The following is a 24,061-nucleotide window of genomic DNA, read 5'->3' as shown; positions in this document are numbered from 1 at the left end:
CTCAGCGGGCGCTGCGTGCTGCCCCGAGGATCGCGCCCGGCATCAGGCCGTATTTCCCGGGCACCTCCGCCTGCACGAGTACGACATAGCCGTCCGCCTCGGGCGCCTGTGTCGCGGCGATCGGCGCTGTGATGACCGCTTCCTTGCCGTCCCAGTCGCCGATGCGGGTCATGCCGCGCACGACATTGGCATAGGAGACAGTCTTGCCCTGGTTCTCGCCGCGCGCGATCGGCACCGTGACCATCCGCGTCGTCGCCACGACCCAGACACCGGCGGCGCGCTCGAGGGGCTCGTTTTGCGGCGCGAGCGTGACCTGCAGCGTGCCGGAATCTTCCTTCAGAGACAGTTTCGTGACGAAACCCGTGCCCGATGGCGGCTTGGCCGCCCGCTCGATCTCGACCTTGTCGGAGCCGACGACATGCGAGGCGCCGTTGATCACCGCCTGTGGCGTGTAGACCTGCCCGTCACCGCGCGCCTTGGCGTAGAACTTCTGACGCTTGGCGAAGCTGTCCTTGCCGAGCGTGTCCTTCCAGCCGAGATAGTCCCAATAAGTCACCGGCAAGGTCAGCGCGATCACGTCCGGCTGTTTCGCCAGCTCGACGAAAAGTGCGTCCGCCGGCGGGCAGGACGAGCAGCCCTGGCTGGTGAAAAGCTCGATAACGGCCTTGGGCTGCTTGTCCGCAGGCTCGGCGCGCGCGACCGCAACGCCGAGCGAAAGCAGGGCGACGGATGCTGAAACGAGGGGCGCGAGACGGATCATGGCTTGAACTCGGCGAGACTTATACATCTCAGGCGTTACCAAAGCGCCCAATCCATCTCACTTGGAAATCACGTTGCCTTGAAAACCGGGATCTGCGCAACCGCCATTCCGGCTTCGGCAGCGGCTGCCGTGATCATCGTCGGCCGCCAGCGCCGGTGCATCCAGAGCCATTGCTCGGGATACTCGCGCACCCAGCCTTCGACGACCGCCGTCATCATCGCCATTGCACCCTGAACGTCGATCTCGCCGGCGGCGTCGCGCGGCAGGTCGAGCGGCGGCGTCAGCTGCAGCCGGAAGCGCTGGTTCGGAAGGCGGATGACCCGCACGCCATGGACAGGACATTCGAAGCGGCGGGCGAATTTGCCGAGGATCGGGTTGGTCAGGGCCGGGCGCCCCATGAAGGGCACCACGACACCACGGGTGAAATGCTGGTCGATCAGCATGCCGAGATGGCCGTTGCGCTCCAGCACACCCTGCATGGCGAAGGCCGCGCCCTGCTTGGCGGCGGCGAGCCCACCCATGGCGCCTGAGCGGATCTCGTGGACGACGCTGGCGATGGCGGGGTCGTTGGGGGCGCGGAAAACGGCGGTGGTGTCGAGATCGTAGGCGGCGGCGCAGATCGCCGGCAATTCCCAATTGGCGAGATGGGCGGAGAAGATCAGGCCCGGCTTCTCGTCATCCTTGAGCGCGATGAAATGCTCGATGCCCTCGACCTCGACCCGCGAGGGCGCGTCGGGATTGAGATAGTCATAGTCGAACAGGGTCTTGAGATGAGCGTATTCGGCAGCGGTGCGGCCGAGATTCTCCCAGGCGCCGCGAGCGATGCGCCGCACTTCCGGCTCCGCCATTCCGGGAAAGGCCGCGCGGATATTGGCGAGCGCGACGCGGTTGACCGGGAGCAGCGGGCTCGCGGTCCGCAACAGCCAGCCGCCGAGATCGCTCGAGCGCTCCGCCCCGAGCAGGCGCAGGAATGCGAACAGGGCCCGGATCAGGCCGATCATCGCCGTGGCGCCGGCGCGCGCGGCCAGGGTCTTCAGTCGTCTCAAGTTTGTCCGGCCTCAACTGCGCCCGAACGGCTCGCGAGACCGGGCTGGAGCCGCGACTTGCGGCAGGAACGCGGTTTCGTCAAGTTTTGTGGGTGTCAGAACGTCACGACGACCTTGCCGAAGACCTGCCGGCCTTCCAGACGCGCCAGCCCCTTCTCGAAATCTTCGAGCGGAAACACCGAATCGATCACCGGCTTCATGCCCGATGCCATCTTCTCGAGCGACTGGCTGATGTTCTCGATGCGGCAGCCGAAGGAACCGGTGATGCGGTATTGCTGCTGGAAGAGCTGCATCAGGTTCATCGTGGTCGAGGCGCCGGAGGTCGCGCCGCAGGTGACGAGCCTTCCGCCGCGCTTGAGGCAGAGCAGCGAGCCGTTCCAGGTGTCGGCGCCGACATGCTCGAAGACGACATCGACACCCTTGCGCTTGGTGAGCTGGCGCACCTCGCCCTCGAAGCGCTCGGTCTTGTAGTTCACGACGAAATCGGCGCCCAGCGCCTTGGCCTTGGCGCCCTTCTCGTCGTCGCCGACGGTGGTGTAGACCGTGCAGCCGATCGCCTTGGCCATCAGGATCGCGGCGGTGCCGATGCCGGAGCCGCCGGCATGGACGAGCACGGACTCGCCGGGTTCGAGCTTGGCATTGTCGAACAGCATGTGCTGGACCGTGCCGAAGCCGATCGGCGCGCAGGCGGCGTCCTCGAAGGAGACGCCTTCAGGCGCCTTGATCACGAGGCGCGCGGATTTGTTGAGAAACTCCCGGGCGAAGCCGTCGATATGGAAGCCCATGATCCCCGCGACGTTCTCGCAGAGATTGTCGCGGCCCTCGAGGCAGGCCTTGCAGTGGCCGCAGGTCTCGGCGCCATAGGCGGTGACGGTGTCGCCAACCTTCAGATTGGTGACGCCCTCGCCGACGCAGACGATCTCGCCGGCCGCCTCGACGCCGGCGGCCTGCGGCATCTTGCGCTTGGCGAAGGCCATGCCGCGAAAGCCCCAGATGTCGAGATAGTTCAACCCGATCGCGCGGATGCGGATCTGAACTTCGCCTGGGGCCGGCGGGGGAGGCGGTTCGATCTCCTCGAGACGGAGGTCGCGGTCGCCATGAAGCTGGAGGGAGCGCATTGGAAATTCAGACTTTCAAAGACGATCCGGCCATGCTCGCGAGCTGTGGAACACGGCCAGGATTTCGATGCGGCCATCTCGGACGCGATAGGGGAGAATATAAGGCGTACCCGATAGCACGAGTTCGCGGGTGCCGTGTTCACGGCCGGGATGCCCGATATCGGGATGCTGCGTGAGAGCAGAGGCTCTCGCTTCGATCAGTTCGAGCAGTGTCGCCGCGGCCGGTCGGCTGTCGCGCGCGACATAGGCGAATATCTCGTCGAGTTCCCGCAGAGCCCGACGCGTCCAGGTCAGCTTCACGCCGCTCGAATCCGATACTTCGCGAAGACAGCCTTAACCTCGTCGGGCGTTGCGAACTCGCCTCGATCCGCTTCGGCGATGCCTTCCTTGATGCGCGCGATTTGCCACGCGTTGAGTTCGACATAGCTCTCGATCGCCTTGGCGGCGATCCAGTTGCGCGAGCGGTCGGTGTCGGCGGCCAATGCGTCGAGCTTGGCCAGCATCTCGTCGTCGAGGCGGATGGTGAAGGCTGCGGTCATGGCAAACTCCTGTGGAGGTTCGCTCCGGTTCGGAATGAACCTAGCATAAGCGTCGCATTCGGTCGATCTCAGCGATGAACGCCGAGATGGGCGGTCACGCCGCCATCGATCGGAATCACCGTGCCGGTGATGTAGGCTGCTGGTTCGCTCATCAGGAAGGCGGCGAGGCCTGCGACCTCCTCCGGCTTGGCAAAACGCCCTGCAGGGATCTGGCCCTGCATCTTGTCGCGATAGGCGGCGTAGGGCGCCATCATGTCAGTGTCGACGAAGCCCGGCGCGATGATGTTGACCGTGACCCCGCGCTTGCCGGTCTCCACCGCGAGCGTCTTGGCATAGGAGATCAGCGCGCCCTTGGAAGCGGCGTAGGCTGCGTTGCCGGGGTTGCCGCGCAGCGCCGCGACCGAGCCAATCGCGACGATACGCCCGGCGCGGGCGCGAATCATGTTGCGCATCAGGCTCTTGGCGAGCCGGGTGAAGGCCCAGAAGTTGACCTGCATCGCCGCTTCGGCCTTGTCCTGGACCATCATCGCGGCCAGCGAATCATAGGGTTGGCCGGCATTGTGGATCAGGCCGAAATAGCTCTCGCCCTCGCGCTCCTCGCAGAAGGCGTCGAGGGCGGCCTTGTCGGAGAGGTCGAGCGGCAGGGCGTTGACGCTGCGGCCCGGGTGGGCCTGTGCGATCTCGGCGGCGAGCGCCACGGCCTGGTCGCCCGAGCTGCGATAGCTGAAATCGACATCGTGGCCGGCCGCGGCAAGCGCGCGCACGATCGCCGCCCCGACCCCCTTGGCGCCGCCGGTGACGAGAACTTTTGTCATGGAAGAACCGGGGTCATGCGCGCGCAGGCTCCGCGCTCAGGACGAGCGAGGTGTTCTGGCCGCCGAAACCGAAGGAATTGGAGAGCACGGTGCGCACCGTCGCGTTGCGCGCGACATTGGGCACGACGTCGAGCGCGATCGCGGGATCGGGCGTGGTGTAGTTGATCGTCGGCGGGATGCGGCTGTTCGCGATGGTCAGGAAGGAGATCACCGCCTCAACCGCGCCGGCCGCCGTCAGGGTGTGGCCGAGCATCGACTTATTCGAGGACATCGGCAGTCTTGCCATGCGCTCGCCGAAGACGGCGGCGCAGCTCATCGCTTCCATCTTGTCGTTCTCCGGCGTCGAGGTGCCGTGGGCGTTGATGTAGTCGACATCGTCGGGGGCGAGCCCGGCATCGGCCAGGGCGTCCTGCATGGCGAGGATCGCAGGCTTGCCGTCCGGGCTCGAGCGGGTGCGATGGAAGCCGTCGCCGCGTTCGCCGCAGCCGGCGACGATGCCGAGGATGGTCGCGCCGCGCGCGAGCGCATGGTCGTAATCCTCCAGCACCAGCGCGCCGGCGCCTTCGCCCATGACGAAGCCGTCGCGGTTCTTGGAGAAGGGCTTGGCGGCGGCCTCCGGCGGATCGTTCTGGGTCGAGAGGGCCGAGAGCAGCGAGAAGCGGATCAGCGCCTCGGCATGGATCGAGCCGTCCGTGCCGATGCAAAGCGCAGCCTGCGTCTCGCCGCGCCGGATCGCCTCGACGCCCATCTGGATCGCGGTCGCACCCGACGAGCAGGCAGTCGAGAGCGAGATCGGCGAGCCCTTGGTGCCGAACGTATCGGCGACATGGTCGGCGACCGTGCCGAACAGGAACATCTCGTGCATCGCCTTGAATTTCTGCGAGGCGGCAGCACGCAGCAGTCCGTCATAATCGACATCGCCGTCGATGCTCGCAGCCAATTCCTGCTTCTGCGGCCATTCCATCTCGACGGGCGGCACCGCCATGAAGAGTTCACCCGGAAAATCGCCGGGCGCACCGAGGCCGCTTTGACCGACGGCTTCCTCGGCTGCCAGCATGGCGAGCTTTTCGGAGAGCTCTGGCGCCGTGAACGAGCCGTCGAACAGGAAATCGACCGTGCCGCCGATCGTGGTGCGTAACCCTTGCGTCGGAAACCGCTCGATCGCGTGGACGCCGGAACGGCCTGCCGTCAGGGCCTCCCAATTGACATCCTTGCCCTGGCCGAGCGAGGTGACGATGCCGAGCCCGGTGACGGCGACGATGGGCCGGCCCTTGGAGTCGCGGTGGGACAATGTCTGGTCGATTGCGTTCATGGCCATGGTCCTTACGCAGTGCCCAGGCGAGCCGCGCCCTCGCCGCGCCAATGGCCGGCGCCGGTGACGATCGCCTCCTTCGCCTGCCCGGTCGACAAGGCGGCGGCGGCGAGCGCGACCGAGACCGGGAAGGCGGCCTCGACGGCATGGCCGACAAGGTCGCCCGTGGCGATACGTCGGGTCTGAGGCAGGGTGGCGATAGCGGCGGCTTCTTCGGCCGTGATGCCGGCGGCGCCGGTCGCGGCGGAGACGGCCAGGGCGCCGGACGAGACGGGGCCAAGCCCAGCCAGCAGGCCGCGCAGTGCGGTCTCGACCGTGCCGGGCTGGCGCTTCGAGCGGGTGGCTGCGACCTTGTCGAGCGTCGCATGCACGCGGGCGCCGCGCGCGGCGGCGCGCGCGGCGGATTCGAGCACGAGGAAGCCCGACGCGCTGCCGGTGATCACGCCTGGCGCGTCTTCACGGGAGAAGACGGGGGCGAAGTCGCCTTTGCGCAGATAGCCGCCGAGTTCGAACAGCAGCAGCATGTCGCGACGCTCGGCATTGTAGGAGCCGCCGACCAGCATGATTTCAGCCTGGCCCGACGCGATGCGGGCATGGGCGGTGCGGATCGCATCGACGCCGGCCTGCTCCTCGCCCATGAAGGTGCGCGAGGCGCCGGTGATGCCATGGACGATGCCGATATTGCCGGCCAGCAGGTTCGAAAGCTGTGCCAGGAACAGCGTCGGGCGCAGATCGCCCATCAGCCGCTCGTTGAGAAAGGAGCCGGGTTCGTTGGCGCCGCGCAGGCCGGTCAGGATGGCGCCATCGACGGCATGATCGCGCTCGCCACCGCCGGCTGCGACGATGACCTGGAGGATCGACTTGGTCTCGGCATCGTCCTTGATACCGGCGCCGTCGAGCGCGAGGCCGGCGGCATAGACGCCGAGGCGCTGCCAGGGCTCCATCTGGCGCTGGTCGGATTTCTTCGGGATCTGCCGGTCGAGTTCGAGCGGCTTCAACGGGTGCACCGGATAGGGTGCGAAGCTCGCGGTGTCGACGATTGGCGCGGGCGTTCCGGCAAGCGCGGCCGCATGGGCCTCGATGCCTTCGCCGAGGCTGGAGGCGAGGCCTATTCCTGTGATGACGACGTCGCGCTGCATGGTCAGGCCTGTTCCGGTACGAGGCCGATCGCCTTGATGCGGGCCTCCATCAGGGTCCGCATGTCGGCCGGGAAGGGCATCAGGCGGAAACGAAGCTGCGCATCGCAGATCGGCTTGCCGTCGATGGTGATCGCGGCCTTGGTCGCGGCATAGCCCGAGCCCTCGATCACCAGTTCGGCGGTGACGTCGAGAACGGCGCCGGGCTCGACGAAGGTGCGAAAGCGCGCCTTGTCGACCGTCATCAGGAAGGGCATTTGCGTCAGCCCGTTCAGGCCGAGCAGGAGATAGCCGGAGGCCTGCGCCATGGTTTCGGTCAGCAGCACGCCCGGCACCAGCGGGTGGCCGGGGAAATGCCCCTCGAAGACCGGGCTGGCGTCGGCTGCCGGGACGGTCGAACGCGTCGTGATGCGCTTTTCGCCCGGCTCGAAAGCCACGACCGTGTCGATCATGTCGAAATATTCGAGGCGCATGCGCTTCCGATCGTCGATGACGCGTGTCGAAGCCCGCTCCGACGCGGCTATGCTCTAACGGCTGAGGCCGTCCCGCTCAAGATCGTCCATCCTGAACGTCCATAGCCCCCCGGCCCGAGGATCGCCATCGGCGGCTCGGGAAAAGGGGCTCAGGGGGTGTCGATAGTGTCTGGCTCAGGCCGCTTTGGCGGCGACGAGATCGTCGATGCGCTTGCAGAGGTTTTCGAGCACGAAATACTGCTCGGCGGGGGCCTTGCCCTCGTTGACTTCCTGCGTCCACTGTTCGAGCGGCAGCTTGATGCCGAAAGCCTTGTCGATCGCGAAGGCGATGTCGAGGAAGGCGAGCGAGTCGATGCCGAGATCGGCAATGGCATGGCTTTCCGGCGTGATCTTCTCGCGTGGAATGTCGCAGGTCTCCGAAATAATTCCGGCGACCGTCTCGAACGTGGCGGACATGCGGGTGCTCCCGTCTTTGATGATGGAGGCGGACGACATCCGGGCGCGGGTGTTAGCCCTGCGCCTGCCCCAAGCCCCCCGCCAAGGATGACTGTGACGCCCCCTTACACCGGGGGGCGGGAGAGGACAACCTTGCCGGTCGCCGGCTGCCATGCCGTCATGCTCGGCCTTGTGCCGAGCATCCACGCCTTGAACGTCTGTCGTCAGCGAAGACGTGGATGGTCGGGACAAGCCCGACCATGACGATGAGTGCTCAGCGCGACGCCGAACTCAGGCGGCGATGCCGCGCAGGACGTAGTGCAGGATGCCGGCGTTCTTGAAGTAGTCGATCTCGTCCAGCGTATCGATGCGGCAGAGGATCGGCACCTTCTTCACCGTGCCGTCGGCATAGGTGATCTCGGCTTCGAGCATCTGGCGCGGCTTGACCGTGGCGAGGCCGCGGATCGTGACGCTCTCGTCGCCCTTGAGATCGAGCGAAGCCCAGCTCGTACCTTCCAGCAGTGTGAAGGGAACCACGCCCATGCCGACCAGGTTCGAGCGGTGGATGCGCTCGAAGCTCTGCGCGATCACGGCCTTGACGCCGAGCAGGTTGGTGCCCTTCGCGGCCCAGTCGCGCGAGGAGCCGTTGCCGTATTCGACGCCGGCGAAGACGACCAGCGGCACCTTCTCCTGCTGGTAGCGCATCGCCGCGTCATAGATCGGCAGTTCTTCCTTGCTCGGATAGTGGATGGTGTAGCCGCCCTCGCGCCCGTTGGGACCCATCATATGGTTGCGGATGCGGATATTGGCGAAGGTGCCGCGCATCATCACCTCGTGATTGCCGCGACGCGTGCCGTACTGGTTGAAGTCAGCCACCGCGACGCCATGCTCCGAGAGATAGGCGCCGGCGGGCGAGGCCGCCTTGATCGAACCGGCTGGCGAGATGTGGTCGGTGGTGATCTTGTCGCCGAACAGGCCGAGGATGCGCGCGCCGACGATCTCGGTGACCGGCGAGGGCGTCTTGCTGATGCCCTGGAAATAGGGCGGGTTCTGGACGTAGGTCGAGGCGTCCTCCCAGGCATAGGTCTGGCTTTCCGGGGTCTTAACCGCCTGCCAATGCGCGTCGCCCTTGAAGACGTCGGCATATTTCGCCTCGAAGATGGCGCGCGTGACGTTCTCGCGGATGAAGCTCTGGATCTCCTTGTTGGAGGGCCAGATGTCCTTGAGGAAGACGGGCTTGCCATCCGAACCGAGCCCGAGCGGCTCGGTCGTCAGATCCATCTGCACCGAGCCGGCGAGCGCATAGGCGACGACCAGCGGCGGCGAGGCGAGATAGTTGGCCTGCACGTCGGGCGAGACGCGGCCCTCGAAGTTGCGGTTGCCGGAGATGACGGCGCCGGCGATCAGGCCCTGCTCGTTGATCGCCTTGGAGATCGGCGCCGGCAGCGGGCCGGAATTGCCGATGCAGGTGGTGCAGCCGAAGCCGACCAGGTTGAAGCCGAGCGTGTCGAGATCGGTCTGGAGACCGGCCTTGGCGAGATATTCGGCGACGACCTGCGAGCCGGGCGCCAGCGAGGTCTTCACCCAGGGCTTGACCTTGAGGCCCTTGGCGACGGCGTTGCGGGCGAGCAGGCCCGCCGCCATCAGCACCGAGGGGTTCGAGGTGTTGGTGCAGGAGGTGATGGCGGCGATGACGACGTCGCCATGGCCGAGATCGAAGGACTGGCCCTCGACCGGCACACGGCGGGCGATTTCGGTGCCCTTCTTGTATTCGGTGTCCATCGCGGCCTTGAAGCCGCTGGCGACGCCGTTCAGGTCGATGCGGCCTTCCGGACGCTTGGGGCCGGCCATCGAGGGCTGGACCGAGGAGAGGTCGAGCTCCAGCGTGTCGGTGAAGACCGGGTCGGCGGTCTCGATCGTCGCGAACAGGCCTTGCGCCTTGCTGTAGGCCTCGACCAGCGCGATCCGGTCGGTGCTGCGGCCGGTCGTGGTGAGGTATTCCAGCGTCTCGGCATCGACCGGGAAGAAGCCGCAGGTGGCGCCGTATTCCGGACCCATATTGGCGATCGTGGCGCGGTCGGCCAGCGTCAGGTTGTAGAGGCCCGGCCCGAAGAATTCGACGAACTTGCCGACGACGCCCTTCTTGCGCAGCATCTGGGTGACGGTCAGCACGAGGTCGGTGGCGGTGATGCCTTCCTTGAGCGCGCCGGTCAGCTTGAAGCCGATCACCTCGGGCAGCAGCATCGACTGCGGCTGGCCGAGCATCGCGGCTTCCGCCTCGATGCCGCCGACGCCCCAGCCGAGCACGGCCAGGCCGTTGACCATGGTGGTGTGCGAATCGGTGCCGACGACCGTGTCGGGATAGGCGACCTCGACCTCGACACCGTCGATGGTCTCCTTCCGGGTCCAGACGGTCTGGGCGAGGTATTCGAGATTGACCTGGTGGCAGATGCCGGTGCCGGGCGGGACAACGCGGAAATTGTCGAAGGCGCCCTGGCCCCATTTCAGGAAGCGGTAGCGCTCGGCGTTGCGCTCATATTCGAGCTCGACGTTCTGCGCGAGCGCCTTGGGCGTGCCGAACTCGTCGACGATGACCGAGTGGTCGATGACGAGATCGACCGGGACGAGCGGGTTGATCTTGGCCGGGTCGCCGCCGAGCGCGACGACGCCGTCACGCATCGCGGCGAGGTCGACGACGGCGGGAACGCCGGTGAAGTCCTGCATCAGCACGCGTGCCGGACGGAAGCCGATCTCCTTGCCGGCGGTGCCCTTGTCGGTCAGCCAGGCGACGAAGCCCTCGATGTCGGCCTTGTAGACCGAACGGCCATCCTCGAAGCGCAGCAGGTTCTCGAGCAGCACCTTCATCGAGAAGGGCAGTTTCGAGATGCCGGTCAGGCCGTTCTGCTCGGCGAGCGGCAGGGAATAATATTCATAGGACTTGGTGCCAACCGTCAGTGTCTGGCGGCATTTGAATGAGTCGAGCGAAGCCATGCGGGCTGATCCTGATCAAGGGGTTGCGGTCGCGAACCGACAGACGCCTTGCGGGATCGCCGGATCGAAGGCCTAATGCGCATGACGCGCGCGCCGCCTCGGGAGTGCCCGAGCCCCGCGCCGGATCGGCGTGCGGCGTAGCCACGGGTTCTATAGAGCAATTCCAAGAAGCCCGCTACATGAACGAAGCGCATTCACGCTCTGTCCTGACGTTCCGGAAGACGCTTCGGCCTTGACGCCATTTTCGTACCCCGCTCTCACCCTCAGCGCTGAGACTCTCGGCTGCCGTCGCGGCGGCCGCCTGATCTTCGACGGATTGGACTTTCGCCTTGGAAATGGCGAGGTGATCGCGCTGACGGGGCGCAATGGGGCCGGCAAGTCGAGCCTGCTCGCGATGCTGTGCGGACGGCTGCGGCCGGATGCCGGAACGATTCGGGTGGAGGGCGCGCCCGAGGCCCCAGCGACTGAGCTGATCCACCTCGTTGGGCATCGCGACGGGCTGAAGACGGCGCTGACGGCGCGGGAGAACCTCGCTTTCGCGCAGGCGCTGCTCGGCGGCGACGCTTTGTCGGCGGCAGAAGCCCTGGCGGCTGTCGGGCTGCCGCATGTCGCGGCGCTGCCGGTCGGCTATCTCTCGGCCGGGCAGCGCCGGCGTGTCGCGCTGGCCCGGCTTTTGGTGTCGCGGCGGCCGTTTTGGCTGCTCGACGAACCGATGGCGGCACTCGACCTTGCCGCGCAGTCGATGCTGACGGGGTTGATGCGGGCGCATCTGGCGCAGGGCGGGGCGATTCTGGCCGCGACGCATGGTCCGCTGGGGCTCGATGGCGCGCGGGAATTGAGGATCGGCCCGTGACCCGCGCCTTTCTCGCCATCCTCAGGCGCGACCTCGCGCTGGCCTCGCGTGCTGGCGGCGGTGGCGAACTCGCGCTGGTCTTCTTCCTGACGATCGTGGTGCTGGTGCCGTTCGCGCTCGGCCCGGATCTCAATCTGCTGTCGCGAATCGGTCCGGCCATCCTGTGGCTTGGGGCTCTGTTGTCCGTGCTGATCGGGCTCGACCGGTTGTTTCAGGCCGATGAGGAGGATGGTTCGCTCGACCTGATCCGTGCATCGGTGCTGCCGCTCGAACTCGCCGTGCTGGCCAAGGGACTGGCACATTGGCTGACCACCGGCCTGCCGCTGGCGCTGGCGGCGCCGCTGCTCGGCCTGCTCGTGGCCTTGCCGCCCGAGGCGATGCTGCCGGTCGCCGCGACGCTGCTGGTCGGCACGCCGGCACTGAGCTTCATCGGCGCAGGTGGTGCGGCGCTGACCGCCGGGTTGCGCCGGGGCGGGCTAATCCTGCCTGTTCTGGTCGCGCCATTGACCGTGCCGGTGCTGATCTTTGGCGTTTCGGCGGCGAACGCCGCGCTCGGCGGGACGATCCCGTTCCTGACGCCGTTCCTAATCCTGTGCGCGCTCTCGCTCGCGGCCATCGTCATCGGCACGCTGGCCGCGGCAGCAGCCCTGCGACAGGCGGAGTAGTCCGGTCAGGCCGATGGCTTGCTGTGCGGCTCGGCGCGTTGCCCGCTCAATTCGACGGCGCAGCCATATTGGGCGGCGAGCCGGGCCACGATCACCGCGACATCTGCGATGCGGATCTCGGGGACGGCATGCCGGAGGCGGATCTCCTCGACGGTCGTGTGAACGTCGACGATCCGAGATTCGCTCGCCTTCAAGCGGATCGTCGCCTCGACCTCGCGCTGGATGTCATCTGACAATCGCTCGGGCATGGATTCTCCTTTTCCGCTACGGGAGGTTAGCGGGTCGAGGATCAGTCGGCAACCCCAAGGGGAAATATATCAATTTCTTCAAACTGTTAGCAAACAGCTGCGACGTCGCCGAATGAGTCCGTGTCTATCCGTGCTCATAAAGCGGTGATCCCCACGAATATTGATTGCCCGCCAAATAGGTGCAATGTGTCTCTTACTCATTCGGGGTATTTAGCGGAATCGATCGATGACGGCATTGGAGCGGCCTGAGCGCCTTCAAATCATGTTAAGTCAGAGTGAGTTGCGGGCTCTGGAAGACTGGCGTTTCGACAAGCGGATGCCGAGCCGGGCGGCGGCCGTGCGCGAATTGCTTCGTCGTGGCCTAGCGGCGGAAGGCTTCAGCATCGCCGGAGAAGGCGTTCGTTCGCAGGATTTCGGTGTCGTCGGCCAGGACAATTCGCCCGAATCGGCGCAAGAGGAAAGCGGCTGATCCGCTTCGCGTCGTCGGTGTCGCATGATCCGCAAGCGCATTGCTGGCGCGGGCCCACATTGGTAAAGCTGCCGGGGCAGCTGTGGGGCAGTCCCCGAGCATGATGCGATGACATGGCTGGCCTGATCGACCTGGCAAATCCAACGCGCTTCATGCGCCTTTCGGCTGTCGTGCTGCCCTGGCTTACGGGCGCGGCCGTGCTGCTGCTGGCTGTCGGTTTCTATCTCGCCTGGTTCGTCGCTCCGGCCGACTATCAGCAGGGCGAGACCATCCGCATCATGTTCGTGCATGTGCCCGCCGCCTGGCTGGCGCTGATGTTCTATACGGTGATGACGATCGCGGCGCTTGGAACGCTGGTCTGGCGGCATCCGCTCGCCGATGTCGCGCAGAAGGCAGCGGCTCCGATCGGCGCCTGCTTCGCCTTGATCTGTCTGTTGACCGGCGCCTTCTGGGGCAAGCCAATGTGGGGCACCTATTGGGTCTGGGATGCGCGTTTGACCTCGGTTCTGGTGCTGCTCCTGATCTATCTCGGCATCATCGCGCTGTGGCGCACGCTGGACGAGCCGTCCCGCGCCGGCCGAGCGGTTGCGATCCTGACGCTGATCGGTTTCGTCAACGTGCCGATCATCAAGTTCTCGGTCGATTGGTGGAACACGCTGCACCAGCCGGCCTCGGTGCTGCGCCTGGACGGGCCTTCGATCCATCCCTCGATGCTCTGGCCGCTTCTGATCCTGGCGGTCGGCTTCACCTGCCTGGCACTGGCGCTGCATCTTGTCGCGATGCGCGCCGAGATCATGCGCCGGCGGGTGCGCACGCTGACGATCCTCGAGGCCGAGCGGCTTGACGGGCTTGCTGCCCAAGGATTGCCGGCATGAGCACGCTCGGCCCCCATGCCGGTTTCATCCTGGCATCCTATGCCGCCGTCGTGATCGTGCTGGGCGGGCTGATCGCGACTGTCGTCCTCGATCACCGGGCGCAGAAGCGGGCGCTCGCGGCGCTGGAGCAACGCGGCGTCGGCCGTCGCCCGGGGCAGGCTGCGCCATGAGCCAGGTCGAGAGCAATCCGGTCGAGGGCGACCAAGTCGAAAGCGACAACGAGATCGCGCCGCGCCGGCGTTCGTCGCTGGTCTTTCTCATTCCGTTGCTGGTGTTTGCCGCCCTTGCCGGGGTTTTCCTGGTCGGGCTGTTTTCCGGCGACAGCAGCAAGGTGCCGTCCGCCCTGATCGGCAGGCCAGCGCCGGCCATCACGCTGACCGCGCTCGAAGGGCTGCAGCGCGACGGGCGCCCGGTGCCGGCCTTCGGCATGGCCGATCTCGCGGCTGGGCGCGCCACCATCGTCAACGTCTTTGCGAGCTGGTGCGCGCCCTGCCGGGTCGAGCATCCCTTCCTGGTGGCGCTGGCGGATGCGCCCGCCGTCAAGGCGGGCAAGGTCGCGGTCGTCGGTCTGAACTACAAGGACGAGGCCGAGAATGCCCGGCGCTTCCTCGGCGCGCTCGGCAATCCCTATTCCGCCGTCGGCGTCGACCGGCCGGGACGGGCCGCGATCGAATGGGGTGTCTATGGCGTGCCAGAGACCTTCGTGATCGGGCCGGATGGACGCATCCTGGAAAAGCATGTCGGCGCGCTCGACGCCGCGAGCGCCGGCAGGTTGCTGGCGCGGGCGATGGCGGGGAAGTAACCGAGAGCGTCATGCTCGGGCTTGACCCGAGCATCTCGTGACCAGAAACTTCCGGTGCCTCATCCGGCCTGAGATTCTCGGATCTTCGCTTCGCCCGAGAATGACGGCTTTACGCTGCCAGTTTCCCGCCCATCAGGCTGTCGAACATGCCGCGGCCATCGGTGCCGCCGGTGAGCGAATCGATCAGGTTCTCGGGATGCGGCATCAGGCCGAGCACGTTGAAGCCGGGCGAATAGATGCCGGCGATGCCGTTCAGCGAGCCGTTGGGATTGGCCTGCGCCGTGACCTGCCCTTGCGCGTCGGCATAGCGGAAGGCGACGAGGCCCTCGCCTTCGAGCCGCGCCAGCGTTTCGGGATCGGCGATGTAGTTGCCCTCGCCATGGGCGATGCAGACATCGATGACCTGCCCCTTGGCATAGGCTGATGTATAAGGCGTATCCGCGCGCTCGACCGTCAGGTGCTGGCGGCGGCAGACGAATTTCAGATCGGCATTGCGCATCAGGATGCCCGGCAGCAGGCCTGCCTCGCAGGCAATCTGGAATCCGTTGCAGATGCCCAGCACATAGCCGCCGCGGGCGGCATGGGCCCGGGTCGCGTCCATGATGTTGGCGCGGCCGGCGATGGCGCCGGTGCGCAGGTAGTCGCCATAGGAGAAGCCGCCCGGCAGCACGACGAGATCGATGCCGGCGGGGAGATCGGTGTCGGCGTGCCAGACATGGGCGACGCTGGCGCCAGCCTGCTTCAGCGCCTTGGCGACGTCGCCGTCGCGGTTGGAGCCGGGAAAGGTGATGACGGCGGCTTTCACGGTGTCAGCCCTCGATCTCGACGCGGTAATTCTCGATCACGGTGTTGGCTAGCAGCTTGTCGCAGGCCGTCTTGAGCGCGGCCTCGGCGGCCGCTTTGTCGCTACCTGCGAGCTCGATGTCGAAGACCTTGCCCTGGCGGACGGAACTGAGGCCGTCGATGCCGAGGGATTTCAACGCGCCTTCGATCGCCTTGCCCTGCGGATCGAGCACGCCGGTCTTGAGGGTGACGGTCACACGGGCTTTCATTGGGCTCTCCGGCAGGGCGTTACCGGCGTGGCTTAGCGGCGAATCGGTGCCGGCTCAACCTTTTCGCGCGGGATGCTGTGATTCAGCGGCCGCGCCATGCGGCAATCGCATCACGGCGCGCCGCTTCGGCGTCCTGTGCAACCGCGAGCGCGACGACGAGGCGGTTGGCCTCGCGGCCGTGCAGGATCGCAGTGGCGGCGCTCTTGCCGGATGCGTCCTTCGCCCGGATTTCGACGAGGATGCCGGCGACGCCTTCGGCCTCGAAGCGGGTCACGGTCGTGGTGCTCTTGGTTGGGCCTTTCGGCTTGGTCTTCTTGCGGCTGCGGCTCTCGTCGGTTGGCGGCTTGGAGAAGATGCGGGCGAGGCTGGCCGGGTCGGTCCTGAGTGCCTGCTCCATCCGCTGTGCCTCTGGACCGGCAAAGGCGACGACCGAGGCAAAACCCTGCTTGCTGCAGGTTTCGCGCGGGCAGAACACCATGCTGCGCGCCTCGAGCCCTTCATTCAGGACCCAGGAGCCGATCGGCAGCGGTTGCCAGCCCTGCGAGGCCGGGAGTTCGGCGATGCCGGCGCCGAAGTGGCTTGAGCACGCCGACAGCAGCATCGTACAGCCGAGAATCAGCGCCGTGACATGGAAACGGGAGCGCATGCGCTCCCGTTTTGAGGTCGATGGGGGCATTGCCCGGAAGCTCACCGCACCGCGCTTGCGCTTACTGGACCAACCGGGGGCCGGCCGGACCGGCCTTCTCGTTCTCGCCGAGGATGCCGAGGCGGCGCGCCACTTCGGTATAGGCCTCGATCAGCCCGCCCATGTCGTGGCGGAAGCGGTCCTTGTCCATCTTGTCCTTCGACTTGATGTCCCAGAGCCGGCAGGAATCGGGGCTGATCTCGTCGGCGACGACGATACGCATCATGTCGCCTTCCCAGAGACGGCCGCATTCGATCTTGAAATCGACGAGGCGGATGCCGGCGCCGAGAAAGAGACCGGAGAGGAAATCGTTGACGCGGATGGCGAGCGCCATGATGTCGTCGATCTCCTGCGGCGTCGCCCAGCCGAAGGCGGTGATGTGCTCTTCCGAGACCATCGGGTCGTTCAGCGCGTCGTTCTTGTAGTAGAACTCGATGATCGAGCGCGGCAGCTGCGTGCCCTCCTCGAGCCCCAGCCGGGTCGAGAGCGAGCCGGCGGCGACGTTGCGCACGACGACCTCGAGCGGAATGATCTCGACCTCGCGGATCAGCTGCTCGCGCATGTTCAGCCGACGGATGAAATGCGTGGGAACGCCGATATCGTTCAGATTGGAGAAGATGTGCTCGCAGATGCGGTTGTTGAGCACGCCTTTGCCGTCGATCACTTCATGCTTCTTGGCGTTGAAGGCGGTGGCGTCATCCTTGAAGTGCTGGATCAGCGTTCCGGGCTCGGGTCCCTCATAGAGGACCTTCGCCTTGCCTTCGTAGATGCGACGGCGGCGATTCATTGGGATGTACCGTGGCTTGAGGAAATCCAAAGGTCGGCCTTTCTCTGGACGCAGGTCGCCCTGCGGCGGGATCTGGGCCCCTGATCAGCCGGTCCTGCACGAATCCGTGCTGATTCCGATCAGGTTGGAATCAGCGTAGACCGCGCTGCCGGCCGGCTCAATGCGCCGACGCCCGAGATGGCCGTCGTTGCGCCCGCTATATGGGCCTTCTGCACTGCAAACGCAACAAACCGGTCTTTGGCGACCGCGAAACCGGGACGCGGCTCGACCTCAAAACCGTCGCGCGTGGCCGTCGATCCCGGATTCCGGACTGGCCCTGCCCGACCGGCGGCCCTATATGGCTGGCAAGCCCTTTTCCGCGCCCGCTCGGGCACGCTTCTTTACCAAGAGGACGAAAACCGCATGTCGACCTTCGATCAGCGCAAGGACGCCTTCGAGAACAAGTTCGCCCATGACGAAGAGCTGCGCTTCAAGGCGACGGCGCGGCGCAACAAGCTGCTCGGCCTGTGGGCGGCGGAGAAGCTAGGCAAGAGCGGTGTCGATGCGGACGCCTATGCCAAGTCGGTCGTCGTGGCCGATTTCGAGGAGGCCGGCGATGAGGACGTTGTGCGCAAGGTCAAGGGCGATTTCGTGGCGGGCGGTGTTACCGTCGCCGACGACGAGGTGCGGCGCGTGATGACGGAGCTTCTGATCCGGGCCGCCGAAGAAATCCAGGCCGGGCGCTGAGACGTCGGGCGCCGAGGCTGGCGGCTGCGCCCGAGTGCGCGCCGCCTGAAAACGCAGGGCGTGCAAAAACGCAGGACGTAGTTGAAGCGGGCGCATGGGCGCCCGTTTGCATTTCCGCTGCGCTCCGGTCCACTTTGGCGCACCCGCCTGACGCTCCAAGAGCGGGCCTTTCAACGGATGAAACGCACCATGGCCACATCGACCGTCCTGTCCTCGCTCGCGGACCGCCTTGCCAAGGGCGACACCATCGTCTCCGCCTGGTGCGGCCTGCCCGATCCCAGCATTTCCGGGCTCTTGGCGAAGGAGGGTTTCGATGCCGTGACGCTGGATATGCAGCACGGGCCGATCACGCTCGGCGAGGTGATCAGGGCGGTGCCGCTGATCAATGCTGCCGGCAAGCCGGCGATCGCGCGCATTCCGGTCGGCGAGTTCCAGAACGTCTCGCGGCTGTTCGATGCCGGCGTTTCCGGCGTCATCGCCCCGATGATCAACACCATGGCCGATGCGCGGCAGTTTGCGGCCTATTCGAAGTATCCGCCGATGGGCGAACGGAGCTGGGGCAGCTATGGCGGGCTCGGGGCGTCGGGGCTCGACGCCAACGCCTATCTGCGCGAGGCGAACCGCTTCTCGTTGTCCTTCGCGATGATCGAGACGCGCGAGGCGATGGCGATCCTCGACGATATCCTGGCTCTCGATGGCATCGATGCCGTCTTCGTCGGCCCGTCCGATCTCTCGATCGCTCTGTCCGGCGGCAAGGAGCTCAATCCGGGCTCAGCCGAGACCGACGAGGCGATCCGCCACATCATTTCGCGCGCCTCGGCGGCAGGCAAGACGGCGGCGGTCTATGCGCCGTCCGCCGAGCGGGCCAAGGCCTTCCTCGATATGGGCGCGAAGCTCGTCACCGTGATGAGCGACAGCGCCTTCCTGCGCAGCGCGGCGAGCACCGCCCTGAAGGTGCTGGGGCGCTGAAGCCCACCCACTTTTCGGGCCGATGCTTCAGGCGTTGACGCCCTCGCGCGCCTTGAGCGCGGCGTAATAGGCCCAGAGCAGGCGCGCGGCGACGCCGCGCCAGGGCCGCCAGCTTTCCGCGAGAGCCTCCAGCGCGGTTGCCTTCGGCCGCGCCGGCAGGCCGAAGGCAACACGCGCCGCCTCCTGGATCGCGAGATCGCCTGACGCGAAGCCGTCGCGATGGCCGAGGCAGAACAGCAGATAGATGTCCGCCGTCCAGGGGCCGATCCCCGAGACGGCGGTCATCCGCGCATGGACCTGCTCGGGTGTCGCCGTTTCCAGCGCCTCGAGGTCCAGCCGCCGCAGGGTGATCGCCTCGGCGACGGCGCGCATGGTGCGCTGCTTGGGTCGCGACAGACCCGAGAGCCGCATCTCGTCATCGGTCGCTGCCAGAATCCGTTCCGGGGTGAGCTGGCCGAAGACCGATTCCACCCGGGCCAGGACGGCGCGTGCGCTCGCGACCGAAAGCTGCTGCGAGACGATGATCGCGGCGATCCCGGCAAAGCCGCCCTCGCGCCGGCGCAGCGGCGGGATGCCGGTCCGCTCGATGATCGCCGCCCAATGCGGATGGAGCGCGCGCAGGGCCGCCATGCCCTCTTCGAGATCGGCGTCGCAGGTGATTCGATGAGTCATTTGCGTCCAGTACCATCACTCCCTGGCCGGTTGGCGTCAGCAGCGCTGAGGGCTGATGCCCGATTCGTCGCTTGGCTGTCCCCGGGGCAGATCCTAGACAGGCAGCATGGCGTCGTCCCCTGCCCAACCCGTTTTCCGCTTTGCGCCGAGTCCGAATGGACGGCTGCATCTCGGGCACGCCTTGTCGGCGCTGACCAATGAGCGCTTCGCCGCGAGTATGGGTGGGCGCCTGCTGCTGCGGATCGAGGACATCGATCGCGAGCGCTGCACACTGGGGCTGGAACAGGCGCTCCGCGACGATCTCGCTTGGCTCGGGCTGGGCTTCGAGCCCAAGGTGCGGCGGCAGTCCGAGCATTTCGGCGACTATGCCGTTGCGCTCGCCAAGCTACAGGCGCGCGATCTGGTTTATCCCTGCTTCTGCTCGCGCCAGGGGGTGAAGACGGCCGTCGCGGCCGAGGCCGAGGTGGCGAGGCTCGGCCGGTTCTGGCCCGTCGATCCGGATGGCGCGCCGCTTTATCCGGGCACCTGCCGCGCTTTCGATCGCGAGGCAGCAGCCGCGCGTATCGCAGCGGGCGATCCGCATGTGCTGCGTCTCGCCATGGACCGCGCCATCGCCGAGGTGGGCGATGGCGCCTTTTCCGTCATCGACGAGGACGGGGGCACGGAAACGGTCACGGTCCAGCCGGCGCGCTGGGGCGATGTCGTGCTGGCACGGCGGGACGTGCCGACGAGCTATCATCTCTCCGTCGTGCTCGATGATGCGCTGCAGGGCGTGACTCATGTCGTGCGCGGGCGCGATCTGGAGGCCGCGACCGACATTCATGTCGTGCTGCAGCGCCTGCTGGGGCTGCCGACGCCGCTCTATCATTTCCATGAGCTTCTGACCGATGACAGCGGCCGCAAGCTGGCGAAGAGCCGTGCGTCGGAAAGCCTCGCCGATCTCAGGGCGCAGGGTGCCACGGCTGTACAGATCCGGCAGCAGCTCGGCTTCGACTGAGCGGCTCAGCCGACGCCGAGCCAGTTCAGCCAGGCGGCGGTGGTGACGAGCGAGAGCAGGGTCGAGAGCGTGATCGCGCTTGAGGCGTCGGCGACGCCTTGGCGGTAGCGCTCGGCGAAGAGATAAGCGTTGATTCCGCAGGGACAGGCGGCGAAGAGCACGGCGACGCCCGACCAGTGCGCCGGCATATCGAAGACCTTGGTCGCCAGCAGGTAGACAATCAGCGGGTGCAGGCCGAGCTTGAGGCCGCTGAGCACGGCCGGCAGGGCAAGGCCGGATTCAAGGCCGTAACGCCGCATGGCAATGCCGAGGCTGATCAGTGCGCAGGGCACGGCGGCATTGGCGATCAGATCGATCAGCGTCCAGAACGGCACTGGAATCTGCGCAATGACGGGCCGTACGAGCACACCGAGGATGATCCCGATGATGATCGGATGCGTGAACAGCCGCCGGAACAGCATCGTCACCGAGGCCGAGCGGCCTTCGGCCAGCAGGGTCGCGATGGTCATCGTTACCGGCAGGTGGACGGCCAGTAGCAGCCCGAGCGGGACCGCGCCGGCATCGCCATAGGCCTTCAGGATCATCGGGATGCCGACGAAGACGGTGTTGGACTGCGCCGCCGAAAACCCGGAAACGACGAGCTCGGGGCCCTTGCGCGCGAAGACGCGGCTCGCGATCAGCATGGCGAGCGCCCAGACGACGGTCAGCCCGGTGAAATAGGCGATCCAGTAGCCCCAGGGCTGCGCCGTGGGGATGTCGGCCTTGGCCAGCGTCCTGAACAGCAGGCACGGCACCGCCAACACGAAGACGAAATCCGACAGGCCCTCGCCGGTGGTCTCGCGCAGCAGCTTCGTCCAGCGCGTGAGATAGCCCAGCGCGATCAGGCCGAAGACGGGCAGAACGACGAGAAGGGCGGCGAGCATGGGCGCGGCATTCGCGGGAGCGACAGAAGGAGCTTTGCCGGTGTGCCTTTGGAGTCAGGAAGTCAAGCTGTCACTGCAGAGCAGGGCCGCTTATGGGCCGCTGGCACGCGATCAGCGCAACAGGGCGACCGCTCCGCCGGCACGCTCAATCAAACCCTGGATCTCGTCGCGCTGGCGCTTGAACTCGGCCAGGGTCGGGCCCTGCAGCTCGCGGCCGCGGGGCACGCGGATCTTCATCGGGTTGACGAAGTTGCCGTTGACCTTGACCTCGTAATGCAGATGCGGGCCGGTGGAGAGGCCGGTCGAGCCGAGATAGCCGATGACCTGGCCCTGGCGGACCTTTGCGCCCGGCACGATGCCGTTGGCGAAATTCGACTGGTGCGAATAGGTCGTGACATAGCCATTGGCGTGCTGGAGTTCGGTGTGCTTGCCATAGCCGGAGGACCAGCCGGCTTCGAGCACCGTGCCGTTGCCGGCGGCCAGGATCGGGGTGCCGATGCGGTTGGACCAGTCCACGCCGGTGTGCATCTTCGAATAGCGCATGATCGGGTGGTAGCGCATGCCGAAGCCCGAGCGCATCTCGCCGTCGGCGATCGGCTTGCGCAGCAGGAACTTCTTCAGCGACTTGCCCTCGTCGTCGAAATACTCGATCAGCCCGTCCTCGGGCGCCTGATAGCGGAAGACCCGACGAGTCTCGCCGCCGATGGTCAGCGAGGCCGACAGGATCTCGGCTCGCTCGCCCTCGTCCTCTTCGGTGAAGATCACCTCGAGCGTGTCGCCGCCGCGCACGCGCTGCTGGAAATCGAGATCATAGGAGAAGATGCGGACGAGCTCGTCGATCAGCGGGCGCGGCAGCTCGTGGCGTATGCCGGTCTCATAGAGGCTCTCATAGAGACGCGCGCCGGTGCCACCCTCATCGTCCTCCTCCTCGTCATCGCTCTTGCGCTGGGGCCGCTGCGGGCCGACCAGCTCCTGCTTGGGCAGATTGACGGAGACGAAGAGGCCCTTGTCGTTGACGGCGACCGTGCCGTCGGGCTGCCCATTGGCCAGGAGCGAGACACGGACGATCTGGCGCGGGTCGCCGGGATTGAGGCCTGGCGCAAACAGCGCCTGTAGCACCTGGCCGTCGGGCAGGGCGGAGGTCCGGACCTTGCCGCCGAACGCCTGGATCATGCCGCGGATCTGGTCGGGCGCCGCCCCGGCGCCGCGCATGACCTGTTCGAAATTCTCGCCGCGCTTGGCGAGCAGCAGCTTCTCCTCGACGAGCGGTTCGCGCGAGGCGGCGATCGGGGTCTTGGGGGCGTTGGTGAGGTTTTCGGGAACGACCCTGACCTCGATCCCGGAGAAGCGGGTGTCGGTCGCCGGCGCATAGGCGAACATGTCGGTGCTCGGGCCGGCTGCCCCGCCCAGCGTGCGGCTCAGCATCAGCTGCGGCGGAATCGGAAGCGGGCGCTGGCGTCCCGAGGCCGCGAGGTTGGCCCGCTCCTCCTCGATCTGCGCGATGACCTCGGCGTCGCCGAGCTGAGGCTTGCCGGGCGGGATGGTGATCGTGGCGAGATCGCGCTTGACGATGGTGACGTCGGCGTCCGGCATGTCGAGGATCGGCTCGGCGTAGCGCTCATTGGGCTGACCGCCTTCGGCGAAGAGGCGTAGCGGATTGAAGGGCGGGATGTTGGTCGCATAGACCCCGGTGGTCAGCGACAGGCTGGAGGCGAGCCGGACGAAGGGGCGCACGCGGATGACCTCGCGATTGCCGACGCGCTGGGACATCGGGGCGCGCACCGAGTGCCGCGCCGCCATGACGGGCTGGCCGGCGACGAGCTTGTCGGCCTTGCGCGCTCCGCCGCCATCGCCAGCCGCAGACGAGGCGCGGGCCGCCACCGTCTCGGGCTGTTCGGGAAAGCTGGTGTCGCCGCGCATCGCCACCAGGATCGCGGCGCCGAGAAGGGCCGCACCGCAGGAGCCGACGAGAGCACAGGCGGCAAGCCAGCGCAGCGAGACGCCGCGCCGGTCGAGCACCTGCTGGCTTGCGCCGGCAGGCTGGATCGGCGGCTCGATTCCGAGATCGACCAGGAGCGCGGCTGCCTCGGGGGCAAGCGGCTCGGCCGGCATGCTGAACTCGGGGTGGGCGTTCATCGTGAGATGTCTGGCGATCCTGAGACGACGATCCCAGGCGAAGCGAACCTGGAAGCGATCTGCGCGAACAAGCCTCGACGCGAACGCCTTGGCCTTGAGAACCTGAAGAGCGGAACCCCCTGCGGATGCCGTGACGGCGTCCGTCGAGACCATGCCCGTGTCGCCGGCCGGAATCAATCCGGCTGGCGGCTGCGGGCCTGCTGTGGCCGTCGAATACGGCTGTTTGCGGGCAATGCCCACGCGCACGCACGTGCTGTACAAGGCGCTCGACGAGGCTGCACCTCGGACAACCTCGCCGGCGAAGGATCCGGGGCCGTTGTCAAAAAACTTTCAAATCCTGTGTTGACACCGTTGGGTGGTGGCCCCTATAAAGCGCCCATCGAGACGGCGCCGCCGCTGAGCGGCGCTGTTGACGCGCTTCCTAGAGACGCTAAGGCGAGCTAGCCGAGAGATCGGTTGCTTTGCTGTCTGTTGTGTAGCCACGCTGTTTGACAACTGAAGACAGAAAGAGAAACGTGGACGGCGGAGTTCTTGCGGATCCGGTCTAAGGACTGGATCGAACGAGACTTCGGTGTGC

Annotated in this window: 28 protein-coding genes; 9 read left to right on the top strand and 19 right to left on the bottom strand. The window is 66.5% G+C overall.

The window, feature by feature from the left end; translation table 11 throughout:
• Window position 1: 1 nt before the first annotated feature.
• From AC1DYU_RS23995 to acnA, 11 genes are all read right to left on the bottom strand, one after another.
• A complete protein-coding gene (locus AC1DYU_RS23995) occupies window positions 2-760 on the bottom strand; it encodes a DUF1223 domain-containing protein (protein WP_476793822.1) in 759 nt (252 codons plus the stop codon).
• Window positions 761-828: 68 nt separating this feature from the next.
• Window positions 829-1,806 (bottom strand): lipid A biosynthesis lauroyl acyltransferase, encoded by a 978-nt coding sequence (locus tag AC1DYU_RS23990; RefSeq protein ID WP_476793821.1) that lies wholly within the window; start codon window positions 1,804-1,806, stop codon window positions 829-831.
• 95 nt (window positions 1,807-1,901) lie between these two features.
• Window positions 1,902-2,924 carry a zinc-binding dehydrogenase gene (locus AC1DYU_RS23985; protein WP_158486917.1) on the bottom strand — a complete coding sequence of 341 codons (1,023 nt, stop codon included), beginning with the start codon at window positions 2,922-2,924 and terminating at the stop codon, window positions 1,902-1,904.
• Window positions 2,925-2,939: 15 nt separating this feature from the next.
• Window positions 2,940-3,224 carry a type II toxin-antitoxin system RelE/ParE family toxin gene (locus tag AC1DYU_RS23980; protein ID WP_158486916.1) on the bottom strand — a complete coding sequence of 95 codons (285 nt, stop codon included), beginning with the start codon at window positions 3,222-3,224 and terminating at the stop codon, window positions 2,940-2,942.
• The gene (locus AC1DYU_RS23975) at window positions 3,221-3,463 is read right to left on the bottom strand and encodes a CopG family ribbon-helix-helix protein (RefSeq protein ID WP_158486915.1); all 243 of its coding nucleotides are present in this window, start codon (window positions 3,461-3,463) and stop codon (window positions 3,221-3,223) included. The genes AC1DYU_RS23980 and AC1DYU_RS23975 overlap by 4 nt, the downstream gene beginning before the upstream one ends.
• A 68-nt stretch (window positions 3,464-3,531) precedes the next feature.
• A complete protein-coding gene (locus tag AC1DYU_RS23970) occupies window positions 3,532-4,278 on the bottom strand; it encodes an SDR family oxidoreductase (RefSeq protein WP_158486914.1) in 747 nt (248 codons plus the stop codon).
• A gap of 13 nt (window positions 4,279-4,291) precedes the next feature.
• Entirely contained in the window at window positions 4,292-5,590 is a 1,299-nt protein-coding gene (locus tag AC1DYU_RS23965) for a beta-ketoacyl-ACP synthase (RefSeq protein WP_476793820.1), read from the bottom strand.
• An 11-nt stretch (window positions 5,591-5,601) separates the two neighbouring features.
• Complete coding sequence (locus tag AC1DYU_RS23960; protein ID WP_476793819.1) at window positions 5,602-6,729, bottom strand: beta-ketoacyl-ACP synthase; 1,128 nt, start codon at window positions 6,727-6,729, stop codon at window positions 5,602-5,604.
• Between the two features lie 2 nt (window positions 6,730-6,731).
• A complete protein-coding gene (locus AC1DYU_RS23955; protein ID WP_476793818.1) occupies window positions 6,732-7,199 on the bottom strand; it encodes a 3-hydroxyacyl-ACP dehydratase FabZ family protein in 468 nt (155 codons plus the stop codon).
• 174 nt (window positions 7,200-7,373) lie between these two features.
• The gene (locus AC1DYU_RS23950) at window positions 7,374-7,655 is read right to left on the bottom strand and encodes an acyl carrier protein (protein WP_054211782.1); all 282 of its coding nucleotides are present in this window, start codon (window positions 7,653-7,655) and stop codon (window positions 7,374-7,376) included.
• 270 nt (window positions 7,656-7,925) lie between these two features.
• On the bottom strand, window positions 7,926-10,625 hold the full coding sequence (acnA, locus tag AC1DYU_RS23945; RefSeq protein WP_476793817.1) for an aconitate hydratase AcnA: 2,700 nt from the start codon (window positions 10,623-10,625) through the stop codon (window positions 7,926-7,928).
• A 232-nt stretch (window positions 10,626-10,857) separates the two neighbouring features.
• Between acnA and ccmA the strand changes: the two genes are divergently transcribed.
• The gene (gene ccmA / locus AC1DYU_RS23940) at window positions 10,858-11,478 is read left to right on the top strand and encodes a heme ABC exporter ATP-binding protein CcmA (RefSeq protein ID WP_158486909.1); all 621 of its coding nucleotides are present in this window, start codon (window positions 10,858-10,860) and stop codon (window positions 11,476-11,478) included.
• A complete protein-coding gene (gene ccmB, locus AC1DYU_RS23935; RefSeq protein ID WP_158486908.1) occupies window positions 11,475-12,143 on the top strand; it encodes a heme exporter protein CcmB in 669 nt (222 codons plus the stop codon). The genes ccmA and ccmB overlap by 4 nt, the downstream gene beginning before the upstream one ends.
• Before the next feature lie 5 nt (window positions 12,144-12,148).
• Here ccmB and AC1DYU_RS23930 read toward each other — a convergent pair whose 3' ends face one another.
• On the bottom strand, window positions 12,149-12,391 hold the full coding sequence (locus AC1DYU_RS23930; RefSeq protein WP_476793816.1) for a hypothetical protein: 243 nt from the start codon (window positions 12,389-12,391) through the stop codon (window positions 12,149-12,151).
• A 226-nt stretch (window positions 12,392-12,617) separates the two neighbouring features.
• On the opposite strand from AC1DYU_RS23930, the gene AC1DYU_RS23925 reads away from it, so the two are divergent.
• The 4 genes from AC1DYU_RS23925 (at window position 12,618) to AC1DYU_RS23910 (ending at window position 14,537) form a co-directional block, all read left to right on the top strand.
• Window positions 12,618-12,860 (top strand): hypothetical protein, encoded by a 243-nt coding sequence (locus AC1DYU_RS23925; RefSeq protein WP_158486906.1) that lies wholly within the window; start codon window positions 12,618-12,620, stop codon window positions 12,858-12,860.
• A 113-nt stretch (window positions 12,861-12,973) separates the two neighbouring features.
• Window positions 12,974-13,735 (top strand): heme ABC transporter permease, encoded by a 762-nt coding sequence (locus AC1DYU_RS23920; protein WP_476793815.1) that lies wholly within the window; start codon window positions 12,974-12,976, stop codon window positions 13,733-13,735.
• The gene (gene ccmD, locus AC1DYU_RS23915; RefSeq protein ID WP_476793814.1) at window positions 13,732-13,905 is read left to right on the top strand and encodes a heme exporter protein CcmD; all 174 of its coding nucleotides are present in this window, start codon (window positions 13,732-13,734) and stop codon (window positions 13,903-13,905) included. Before AC1DYU_RS23920 ends, ccmD begins: the two co-directional genes overlap by 4 nt.
• Window positions 13,902-14,537 carry a DsbE family thiol:disulfide interchange protein gene (locus tag AC1DYU_RS23910; RefSeq protein ID WP_476793813.1) on the top strand — a complete coding sequence of 212 codons (636 nt, stop codon included), beginning with the start codon at window positions 13,902-13,904 and terminating at the stop codon, window positions 14,535-14,537. The genes ccmD and AC1DYU_RS23910 overlap by 4 nt, the downstream gene beginning before the upstream one ends.
• Before the next feature lie 109 nt (window positions 14,538-14,646).
• Here AC1DYU_RS23910 and purQ read toward each other — a convergent pair whose 3' ends face one another.
• The 4 genes from purQ to purC all read right to left on the bottom strand — a co-directional run bounded on the left by purQ (window position 14,647) and on the right by purC (window position 17,091).
• Window positions 14,647-15,342: a phosphoribosylformylglycinamidine synthase subunit PurQ gene (gene purQ / locus AC1DYU_RS23905; RefSeq protein ID WP_476793812.1), complete on the bottom strand. Its 696-nt coding sequence runs from the start codon at window positions 15,340-15,342 to the stop codon at window positions 14,647-14,649.
• A gap of 4 nt (window positions 15,343-15,346) precedes the next feature.
• Entirely contained in the window at window positions 15,347-15,589 is a 243-nt protein-coding gene (purS, locus tag AC1DYU_RS23900) for a phosphoribosylformylglycinamidine synthase subunit PurS (RefSeq protein ID WP_476793811.1), read from the bottom strand.
• An 82-nt stretch (window positions 15,590-15,671) separates the two neighbouring features.
• Window positions 15,672-16,235 carry a putative periplasmic lipoprotein gene (locus AC1DYU_RS23895; RefSeq protein ID WP_476793810.1) on the bottom strand — a complete coding sequence of 188 codons (564 nt, stop codon included), beginning with the start codon at window positions 16,233-16,235 and terminating at the stop codon, window positions 15,672-15,674.
• Between the two features lie 61 nt (window positions 16,236-16,296).
• On the bottom strand, window positions 16,297-17,091 hold the full coding sequence (gene purC, locus AC1DYU_RS23890; protein ID WP_054211771.1) for a phosphoribosylaminoimidazolesuccinocarboxamide synthase: 795 nt from the start codon (window positions 17,089-17,091) through the stop codon (window positions 16,297-16,299).
• A gap of 372 nt (window positions 17,092-17,463) precedes the next feature.
• Here purC and AC1DYU_RS23885 point away from each other — a divergent pair, with 372 nt between their 5' ends.
• Together AC1DYU_RS23885 and AC1DYU_RS23880 are read left to right on the top strand one after the other, a co-directional pair.
• Window positions 17,464-17,787: a DUF1476 domain-containing protein gene (locus tag AC1DYU_RS23885; RefSeq protein WP_158486952.1), complete on the top strand. Its 324-nt coding sequence runs from the start codon at window positions 17,464-17,466 to the stop codon at window positions 17,785-17,787.
• 189 nt (window positions 17,788-17,976) lie between these two features.
• Window positions 17,977-18,756: an HpcH/HpaI aldolase family protein gene (locus tag AC1DYU_RS23880; protein WP_476793809.1), complete on the top strand. Its 780-nt coding sequence runs from the start codon at window positions 17,977-17,979 to the stop codon at window positions 18,754-18,756.
• A gap of 27 nt (window positions 18,757-18,783) precedes the next feature.
• On the opposite strand, the gene AC1DYU_RS23875 is transcribed toward AC1DYU_RS23880, so the two are convergent.
• Window positions 18,784-19,428 (bottom strand): DNA-3-methyladenine glycosylase family protein, encoded by a 645-nt coding sequence (locus tag AC1DYU_RS23875; RefSeq protein WP_476793808.1) that lies wholly within the window; start codon window positions 19,426-19,428, stop codon window positions 18,784-18,786.
• A gap of 106 nt (window positions 19,429-19,534) precedes the next feature.
• Between AC1DYU_RS23875 and gluQRS the strand changes: the two genes are divergently transcribed.
• Entirely contained in the window at window positions 19,535-20,425 is an 891-nt protein-coding gene (gene gluQRS / locus AC1DYU_RS23870; RefSeq protein ID WP_476793807.1) for a tRNA glutamyl-Q(34) synthetase GluQRS, read from the top strand.
• Between the two features lie 5 nt (window positions 20,426-20,430).
• On the opposite strand, the gene AC1DYU_RS23865 is transcribed toward gluQRS, so the two are convergent.
• Both AC1DYU_RS23865 and AC1DYU_RS23860 read right to left on the bottom strand, forming a co-directional pair.
• Window positions 20,431-21,348, bottom strand: a complete 918-nt coding sequence (locus AC1DYU_RS23865; RefSeq protein WP_476793806.1) for an AEC family transporter — start codon at window positions 21,346-21,348, stop codon at window positions 20,431-20,433.
• Between the two features lie 111 nt (window positions 21,349-21,459).
• On the bottom strand, window positions 21,460-23,484 hold the full coding sequence (locus AC1DYU_RS23860; RefSeq protein ID WP_476793805.1) for a peptidoglycan DD-metalloendopeptidase family protein: 2,025 nt from the start codon (window positions 23,482-23,484) through the stop codon (window positions 21,460-21,462).
• Between the last annotated feature and the right edge of the window lie 577 nt (window positions 23,485-24,061).

It is taken from the genome of Allobosea sp. P2_B12 (genome assembly GCF_056404835.1).
Note: the sequence above shows the minus strand (reverse complement) of the source record. Positions and strands in the feature narration are given on the sequence as shown.